At 33.9% G+C, this 9353-nt stretch carries 7 protein-coding genes; 2 read left to right on the forward strand and 5 right to left on the reverse strand.

Translation table 11 applies throughout. From position 1 onward, the window contains the following. Positions 1-10 precede the first annotated feature (10 nt). The 3 genes from RR554_RS11520 to RR554_RS11530 all read right to left on the reverse strand — a co-directional run bounded on the left by RR554_RS11520 (position 11) and on the right by RR554_RS11530 (position 4658). A complete protein-coding gene (locus RR554_RS11520; RefSeq protein ID WP_332468078.1) occupies positions 11-2623 on the reverse strand; it encodes a glycoside hydrolase family 38 C-terminal domain-containing protein in 2613 nt (870 codons plus the stop codon). 67 nt (positions 2624-2690) lie between these two features. Continuing rightward, positions 2691-3143 (reverse strand): PTS sugar transporter subunit IIA, encoded by a 453-nt coding sequence (locus RR554_RS11525; protein WP_332464446.1) that lies wholly within the window; start codon positions 3141-3143, stop codon positions 2691-2693. Positions 3144-3164: 21 nt separating this feature from the next. Then, positions 3165-4658, reverse strand: a complete 1494-nt coding sequence (locus RR554_RS11530) for a PTS fructose transporter subunit IIC (protein ID WP_332464445.1) — start codon at positions 4656-4658, stop codon at positions 3165-3167. 364 nt (positions 4659-5022) lie between these two features. On the opposite strand from RR554_RS11530, the gene RR554_RS11535 reads away from it, so the two are divergent. Then, the gene (locus tag RR554_RS11535; RefSeq protein WP_332464444.1) at positions 5023-6360 is read left to right on the forward strand and encodes an NADH oxidase; all 1338 of its coding nucleotides are present in this window, start codon (positions 5023-5025) and stop codon (positions 6358-6360) included. Between the two features lie 45 nt (positions 6361-6405). Here RR554_RS11535 and RR554_RS11540 read toward each other — a convergent pair whose 3' ends face one another. Further along, positions 6406-7248 carry a VOC family protein gene (locus RR554_RS11540; RefSeq protein WP_332464443.1) on the reverse strand — a complete coding sequence of 281 codons (843 nt, stop codon included), beginning with the start codon at positions 7246-7248 and terminating at the stop codon, positions 6406-6408. Between the two features lie 132 nt (positions 7249-7380). Then, positions 7381-8232 (reverse strand): hypothetical protein, encoded by an 852-nt coding sequence (locus RR554_RS11545; RefSeq protein ID WP_332464442.1) that lies wholly within the window; start codon positions 8230-8232, stop codon positions 7381-7383. Between the two features lie 532 nt (positions 8233-8764). Between RR554_RS11545 and RR554_RS11550 the strand changes: the two genes are divergently transcribed. Further along, entirely contained in the window at positions 8765-9346 is a 582-nt protein-coding gene (locus tag RR554_RS11550; RefSeq protein ID WP_332464441.1) for a LysM peptidoglycan-binding domain-containing protein, read from the forward strand. Positions 9347-9353 lie beyond the last annotated feature (7 nt).

Below are 9353 nucleotides of genomic sequence, written 5' to 3' on the forward strand. Positions count from 1 at the left end.
CTTTCACATCCTAAAGTAGTCTTAATGTTTTAATTTCTCCTGGTTTAAAAAACCCAAGATTTATTGTATCACTATCTTTTACAGATGTTAAAGCATCCCCCTTCAAGTCAACAAATTGATAAGAATGACTTTGGGTTAATTGAATTGTTTCTCCTTCACAAGACTGAGAATAATCAGGATTAAAGACTCTGATGTCTATTCCTTCACCAACTCGAGAAGCTCTTAACGAACTAAAAACAAGGCTTGAACTATCAATGGTTAATAACTCGTTTGCTTGTGTTTCAGTTTGCAATTTATTTGAAACAAAATATTTTAAAGTTGTTGTAAATCGGTTCATCTCTTGAATTTGGTAAAACGGAATAGAGACGACTTGCGTTTGAAAGTCTTTCATAATTTGTGCTGGATCATACGTTCTTGTTAGTTGAATCATGAATTTAAACGTTAAGACTTGTTCTAGCTGACTATCTGGTGTTGGTACATATTTAAACTCATTTCCAGATGCAATACCAGGTCGTCGAATCAAATCCGGTCGCCCTAAATAGCCAACTGATCTAAACAAAGTTAAAGCGATTTGTTCATAATTTTCACCGACAAACTGATATTCTTTAATCCCTTTTGCAAAACACGTCACACTTCTACTTTGATCGTGAGCATTGACATAATTTAGCATTGGAAAAATAGTAGTTGGTTCTTCTCTCCAACCTAACTCTTGCCAATCGTGAATATGGGCGTCTTCCACTTCACGTTTTACAACACCAAATGGAGTGTTCGTATAAGAATGACTTGACGCTATCTTTGAATTGATTAAGACACGCATTCGGTGATCAAGAGCTTTGTTGTCAATCTCTAAATGACAATCAATTAACTGGTTATCTTTTGCTAGCGTCACTCGAAGTTCGTAAGGTAGTCGAATACTTGCCTTGTTTTCAGCTCGTTCAACTAAGTCTTTGGCAACTAACCACTCCCCAGTTAAAATCATCTCTTGTTGTAAGTTACCTTCAATCACTTGAACAGTCGCGTTGTCAAAATCTAAGTAGCTAATCACATCCTCAACAGGTGGTGAATAGTCATAAGTGTCTCCTTCATCCCCACTGTCTTCAATTACTAAAAAGTTATCATAATTTTGACTAGTCTGTTTATCAGTCAAATGAAGCTTGCCTTTAGAAAAACTAATCTTGTAATATTCATTGGCAATATCACTTGCAGGTAACGTTTCAGATGTAATTTTTTTGTCAGTGCCTTCCACCACTTTAGCTTCTACAAAGCTTAACGCTGGAACAGGAACTTCAACAATAACGTCATGAATGTAATAAAATTTATCAGGGTCCATATCAGCTGGATTTTTACGAATTGAACCTGAATTTTCTTTTCTTGTTTCAATTAATTGATACGTTAATTTCTCATTGTTTAGATATACTTCAAAAGACTCTGACAACAGCGAAAGTTGACATCTGACTTGTTGTGTTCTTTCAAAGGGCAGTGTATTAAAGAAAATTAACTCATTTTCTAGGACATTGCTTCTTGATTCAGCTATTTTACGTGTTAAATAATCCACAGCTGAATAGGATAATTGGTCAGCTTCAATAAAACGTTCCATAATAATGCGATTTGTTTTATCACTGTTACAACCTCCCGCACTATCGTGGGCTTGGTTTTTACTTAATAATTTCCAAATACGGTCAAGCAATCCTTGTTTATAAGGAATACCTTGCATGCGTGCCATAACCATCAGTGGCTCTAACTGATAAATCATCCGACGCTCGATTTTGTCATTCATGTATTTATGATCGTACCGAGACGAATAAATAGAGCGATGAATCTTAGAAACTGAACTTGAAATAAATTCTCCTTGAACTGTTTCTAACTTATCTTTATCTAGCGCGTCAAAAAATAAATCATAGTTACTTTCAATTAATTCATAATCTTCCAATTGATCATTATACAAATCCATCCGTTCTCTTAAATCAAAATCCACATAACGCTGATCACCGCCAACAGGTAAAACAAGTTGGTCTGAGGTGGCCCCTTTTTCAATGACTTCCATTAATTCATTAGCGTCATCACTATAAATCAGCCCAACACCCACAAAGTAACCATTTTTTATATTAGAAGAGACAACACTTGAACCATCTTCACTTTCCCATCGAAATTCTCGGTCCTCTGTAACGTCATTTGGAACACCGCGCCAAAAAATTGTTTTATCTAGCCCGAACCCATTGTAAATTTTAGGCATGTCTTTACTTTGACCAAATGAGTCAGGTAAATAACCTGCTTTAAAATAACCACCTAATTCGTTTGCAATCGTGATTCCTAAATCAAGATTTCTGACAATAGATTCTCCAGCAATGATTAATTCATCTGTTTGAGTGTACCAAGGTCCGATAAATAATTTATCTGCTTTAATCAAATCAACCAAGCGTGATTTTTGTTCTGGAAAACTTTGCAAGTATTCATCAACAATGCTTAACTGACCATCTAATAAATAATAATCCAATTTTTTTGTTTCTAGAGCATACATTACTTCATCTAAATGGTATGCTAGCTGAACGAAAGATTCGTGATTGGTAAAATACCACTCAAAATCCCAATGAGTATGATGGACGACGTGTACTTTTTTCTTCATAACAATATTCTCCTCTAAAATTATACAAAAAGAACCAGGAACTTAAAGCCCTGGTTCTTTTTTGACTTTAAAATGATATTTCATCAATGATTTCTGCTAATTTACCAGGTTCATTTTCATTTAAAATACCTTCTCTAAATTGATCATCAATTAATTTTCTAGCAATCAAACTTAATAGTTTTAAATGCTCAGTGGCACCTTCTTCTGGAATAGTTAAGGCAAAGCCCACTTTGACATCTTTTTGATCTAAAGCGTTCCAAGGAATATCATTTGCAAACTTCACTAAAAACATTCCTGGTTTTAAAACAGATTTATTTTTACTATGAGGAATCGCAATATGATCTTTAAATCCAGTTGTTGCTTCTTCTTCTCTTAGTTTTAATCCTTTGTAAAACTCTTCCTTATCTGATACATAACCTTTTTCAAAAGCAAAGGCGGCAATAGATTGGAATGCCTCATCTTGTGTAGTTGACGTTGTATCAAATAAAATATGTTCTTCGTTAAAAACTTCTTTGTTCATCATAACTTCCTCCTAAATGAATTAGTTTTCTTCTGCTACGATTAATTCTTCTTCTTGATTAGGTCTCATAAAGCCAATTAATAGTGCTGTTGTTAAGATACCAGCTGAGACACATAAAATCCAAGTAATAAATGGAATCGGTTGTTCAATGTAACCAATAAAGGTCCCTAAAGGAGAACCGATACCACCGTAAAATTTACAACCTGTTGCTGCAACTAAACCACCGGCAACAGCTGAACCAACAACGTTTGCAAAAATCATACGAACTGGGTTAGCAGCTACAAATGGAATCGCACCTTCTGTAACACCAACAATCCCCATACCAAAGGCTGCACTTGCAGCAACTTTTTCGTCTTTACTAAATTTCTTCTTGAATAAAATAGACGCTAACCAAACACCTAATGGCGCAACTGAAATAGCAGCTTGCGTAGCAGTACCAGGTACAAAGTTCGCACCATCAATACCGTATTTTGTTAATGTGTCTGTAAAAATAGCTGTACCAAATACTAATGCTGTTTTATTAACAGGTCCGCCTAAGTCAAACCCAATCATTGCTCCACAGATAGCTCCAATAATGACTGGTGCACCAGCGTAGTTTTCATTTAATGATGTTAAACCTTCGTACATACCGTCCATTGCTATTGAAATTGGTGTTCCTATGACATAAAGAACAATCAACGTAATAGCTAGTGTTGCAATAAATGGAATAATCATAATTGGAACGATAGGTTGAACAATTTTTGGCCATTTGATTTTTTTCAAATATTTCACCATGTAACCAACTAAGAAAGCAACAATAATAGCACCGATAAATCCGCCACCTGCTTCTGCTCCTAAAAACTCAGGATCATTGGCTAAGTAAGCACCAATCATTGCTGGAGCAATAGCTGGTTTATCTGCAATTGAGTTAGCAACAAAACCTGCAAACAGTGGGATCATTAATTTAAATCCAACTTGACCGACATAAAACAGTTTTGACATTAATAGACCCATTTGAGTATCTGTATTAAATCCCCACTCAACAATTCGGCCTAGGTCATCTTTTTGAAACGCATACAAATTGGCAATTGTTAAAATAAGTCCAGCAGCAATAACCATCGGAACCATGTAAGAAATACCACTCATAATATGAGTAAAGAAGTTCACTTTTTCTTTGTCATTACCAATTTGAATTTTACCAACTTTAGATCCTTTTTTACCAAATACTTCTGCTTCATCAAAGGCTTTTTTTATTAATCCTTTGGCGTCTTCAATGGCTGGTATTGATTTAGTAACAAATAATGGCTTACCTGAAAAACGAATTGGATCAATTTTAATATCTGAAGCAATTAACACTAAGTCAGCGTTTTCAATATCATCGTGCGTCAAAACATTTTCAGCACCAATGGCTCCGTTTGTTTCTACCTTTACTTCATACCCTAACTCTTTGGCTGCTCTTTCTATCGATTCTGCTGCCATGTATGTATGTGCTATACCTGCGGCACATGCTGTGACTGCGACAATTTTTTTTGTCATATTTTTTCCACTCCCCATTTTCTTTTGAGCTCTTGGGTAAATAATAGCAAAATTAAATTGAAATTAAAACAATATGTAAGCGTTCTGATTTAAGTATCAGAAAAAAAAGTAAACTTGAAATTTTTTTCATCTTTTTATTTCACAAGAAATTTGGTAGAATTAGTTTGATCAGTGTGTCACTGATGTACGATTATTGCTGGTTTTATTTTTCACAAGATTCGAGAAAAACGTTCAAAAAAGATTCTGTTTTTCTATTTTTATCACAAGCATAAATATCGTTCTTTGCACTTGTCTTTGATATATTTTACTAAGGTCATTAAATCAAAGGTTTGTGACAATATTATTTTGAAGGGATTGACTATTAATGAAAGTTGTAGTTGTTGGATGTACTCATGCTGGAACGTCAGCAGTTAAAAATATTTTAAAAAATTATCCAGATGCGGAGGTTGTTGTTTACGAAAGAAATGACAATGTATCTTTCCTATCATGTGGGATTGCTCTTTATGTGGGGGGCGTTGTTAAAAACGCACAAGATTTATTCTATTCTAATCCTCAAGAGTTAGCGTCAATGGGTGCTAAAATTAAAATGGAACACGCTGTAACAAGAATTGATACAGAAAATAAATCAGTAACTGCTGGAAACTTAAATACAGGGGAAGTTGAGACAGTTAGTTATGACAAGTTAGTTATGACAACTGGTTCTTGGCCAATAATCCCTCCCATTCCTGGGATTCGTTATGAAAATATTCTACTTTGTAAAAACTTCAACCAAGCCAATGAAATTATTGCTAAATCAGAATTAGCTAAAAAAATTGTCGTTGTTGGTGGTGGATATATCGGGATTGAATTAGTTGAAGCCTTTGTAGAGTCTGGAAAAGAAGTTACCTTAATTGATGGTTTGGACCGTATTTTAAATAAATATTTAGACAAGCCATTTACAGATAAATTAGAATCTGAATTAAAAGCGCGTGGGGTTAACCTTGCTTTAGGTGAAAATGTTCAATCGTTTGATGCTGATAAATCAGGTAAAGTTTCAAAAGTTCATACAAATAGTGCAACATTTGATGCTGATATGGTTATTATGTGTGTTGGTTTCACTCCATCAACAGAATTATTAAAAGACAAAGTGGATATGTTACCAAACGGTGCTATTATTGTAGACGAATACATGAAAACAAGTAATCCAGATATATTTGCAGCTGGAGATAGTGCAGTTGTTCATTACAATCCAACGAAAAGTCACAACTACATTCCTCTAGCAACTAATGCAGTTCGTCAAGGTATGTTAGTAGGTACAAATATTAAAGAAGATAAGTTAGCTTACCGTGGAACACAAGGAACATCTGGTCTTTACTTATTTGGATGGAAAATTGGTTCAACTGGTATGACAATTGAAAGTGCTCGTTTAAATAATATTGATGCTGACTATGTTTACTTTGAAGATAACTATCGTCCAGAATTCATGCCAACAACTGAAAACGTGATGATGCAATTAGTCTTTGAAAAAGGAACAAAACGCATTATTGGTGGACAATTAATGTCTAAATATGATATTACACAATCCGCCAACACATTATCTCTTGCTATTCAAAATGATATGACTGTTGAAGACTTAGCATTATGTGACTTCTTCTTCCAACCTCATTTTGACCGCCCTTGGAACTATTTAAACCTACTTGCTCAAGAAGCATTAAATAAATAAAAACCTAAAAACAGAGGTCGACTTACTTAGTCGCCTCTCTTTTTTTTACTCTAAAATCATCTCAATCAAAATACCATTTGGGTCCATTCCCTTAAAGTGTTGAGAATCATACTCTACTTTAAACAAGTTCTCTTGCTTCATGTTTGCTTTAACTTGCTCAAACCGCTCTTTATTATGCCAAATCATTTCATAAGAAAGAATACCTAAGTCCGTTTCTTCTCGGTTAGCTAGATATGACCCTTGCCAATTATTCACCCCAACATGATGATGATACCCATCAACTGAGAAAAATCTTGCATGACCTCCTAAATCATCTACTAAAGTCATTCCTAAAATATCTTGGTAAAACCATTCGTTTTTTTCAAAATCAGCCACACTTAAATGAACGTGTCCCATTTTTGTTCCCTCTGGCATTTTACTTGTAGCATCCATCGTTAAACCTAGAACTTCTGAGGCTTTCATTTCTAGAGTGACACCTTTAATTTGACCATCTGGCTGAATATCCCAGATTTCTCTTGGTTTATCCCAATAAATTTCAATACCATTACCTTCTACATCGTGTAAATAAAGTGCTTCACTATAACCATGATCAGAGGCGCCAATTAACGGTGCTTTGATTTCAAGCAAATGTCTTAATATGCCACTTAGATCTTTTCTCGTTGGTAATAATAATGCTAAATGATATAAGCCAGCAACCTTTCTCTCTGATTTTCCTTCTGGTAATTGTATCAACGTTACTAAGACTTCCTTTGTTGAGGCAATCCCTAAAAATACTTTCCCAGCCTCTTCTTTAAGAACAGATAAACCAATTACTTCTTGATAAAATTTCTTTTGTCCTGATACATCTTTTACAGATAATGAGACGTTACCTAATGTCATTGTTGTCATAATTATATCTCCCTTACTTTAAGTCAGTATAATTATATCTCTTTTGACTATTCTTTAAAAATATTATGCTTACAAAAAGAAAAAGACTGACTAAATACGTCACCCTCTTTCAAACTATTCTTTCATTTTCTACTATATAATAGCTGGATCATCCAGCTCACTATCTTCTTCTTTTTCTTCTACTTTAAAAGAAACTCTGCGATGAACTTTTCTAAAGGTATCAATTGAAAAAGCCAAATTATTGTAAGCGGCAATTTTTTCAGCAGCTTCAAGAACAAGTATTTCCATTTTTTTAGTAAATGTTTCTAACATATCCACAGTACACGGTGTATAAGATAGTAGGAAGTTTGTTTCTAAATGAGATAATTGCGTTTTTCGACCTTCGTATTTTGCCCAGTCTAGATTTTTATTTGGAACATATCCTTTTGACACATACCACATGGAAACTAAACTATGCTTGATACCCATTGTTAAATCTTCCAAATAATTGTATTCTTCTCGTTTCCACGAGCGATATAGCTCAAAATAGTACGCATAATATTTATTTACTAATTGATCGAATTCATCTTGAGTAATTTGGTAGTCTAATTTTTGAGATTCTTCAGCCAGTTCATGTAACAAACCATCGTCTTTGACAATTTCAATTTTCTTCATCCAAATACTTGCTTCAAGCATCTCTGGTGTATAGATAAATAAATCCAATTTAATAAAAGTTGCATAATGAATCACTGAATAATTTTCATTAAATTTTTCGATAAAAAGGTATTCGCCAATAGATCTAATAATTTCTTGTTGCTTTCTTTTTAAATTAACATTGTCACCAACAACTATGCGGGCATCAATATCTGAATAAAAATCCTCTGTTTTACTACCAATTGAGCCGCCAAAATAGCAACCAATTATTTCCTCATCCTCTTTCACAAGACGAATTAATCTATTTTTTAATCGATCACGATCGACAGGGAGATTTGAATCTACTAACATCGGTTTCACATCCTTCCACTTTCCTACTATTATATAGACAAATGAAGGGGATGTCTAAAAATTTTCGATAAGTGTCTGTTTTTTTTCACTAAAAAGGATGTTTCTAGGATTTTTTTTGCTAATTTCACTAAATAATTGACTACAAAAAGATTTCTTTTCAAAAAAAATGGAAATAGACGTAATAAATGAATCACTCATTCACTCATATTAATTGAAGAAATCTTTTCCTCAAACAGCCATTATTAGTAAAATTTAAGTTTAATTTCTATTCTTTTCTCTAAACATTTTCTGTTTATCATACATGGAAATGCTATATTGTGTTTTAATACACTTCCGTTTATTAACTTTATGTAAGCACTTAGCAAGAAGTTGCCTATATTTCTTATACGTAGGTTCTGTTACAAAACCTATGTTCCTGTAATCAAATTAGACAATTTTCTTTACCTACGAAATATTTTTAGATGATAAAGTATGTCTTGTCGTTGGAACACAGCGATAAAAACTTTAAAACAAGAAGGGGATTTTTATTTTTATGAAATCACTAAAAACAGTAGTATTTGGAACAACCGTAGCATTAGGATTAGGATTCTTTGGAACTAGCGCATTCGCTGATACTTTATATACAGTAAAATCAGGAGATACATTATCATCTATCTCACATAACTTTGCAGGAAACAATGACTTAGTTAATAAAATTGCTAAAGATAATAACTTGACTAACATTAACTTAATCCATGAAGGTCAAAAATTAACCATTAAAACAGAAGGTGAAGCAACTCAAGAAGCTCCTCAAGTTGAAACAGCTCAAGAAGTAACATACCAAGAAGCTCCTCAACAAGAAGTACAACCTGAAGTTGTTCAAGAACAAAGCGCTCCTGCAGCAAGCACTGGTAACTCATCAAGCGCTAAAGAGTGGATTGCTCAAAAAGAATCAGGCGGAAGTTATTCGGCTTCAAACGGTTACCATGTTGGCCGTTACCAATTAGATCCTAACTACTTAAATGGGGATTATTCTCCAGAAAACCAAGAACGTGTAGCAGATAACTATGTTGCAGATCGTTACGGTTCATGGGAAAATGCTCAATCATTCTGGATGAGCAACGGTTGGTACTAAAATAAAT

This window comes from Vagococcus sp. (assembly GCF_036639995.1).
GTDB lineage: Bacteria > Bacillota > Bacilli > Lactobacillales > Vagococcaceae > Vagococcus.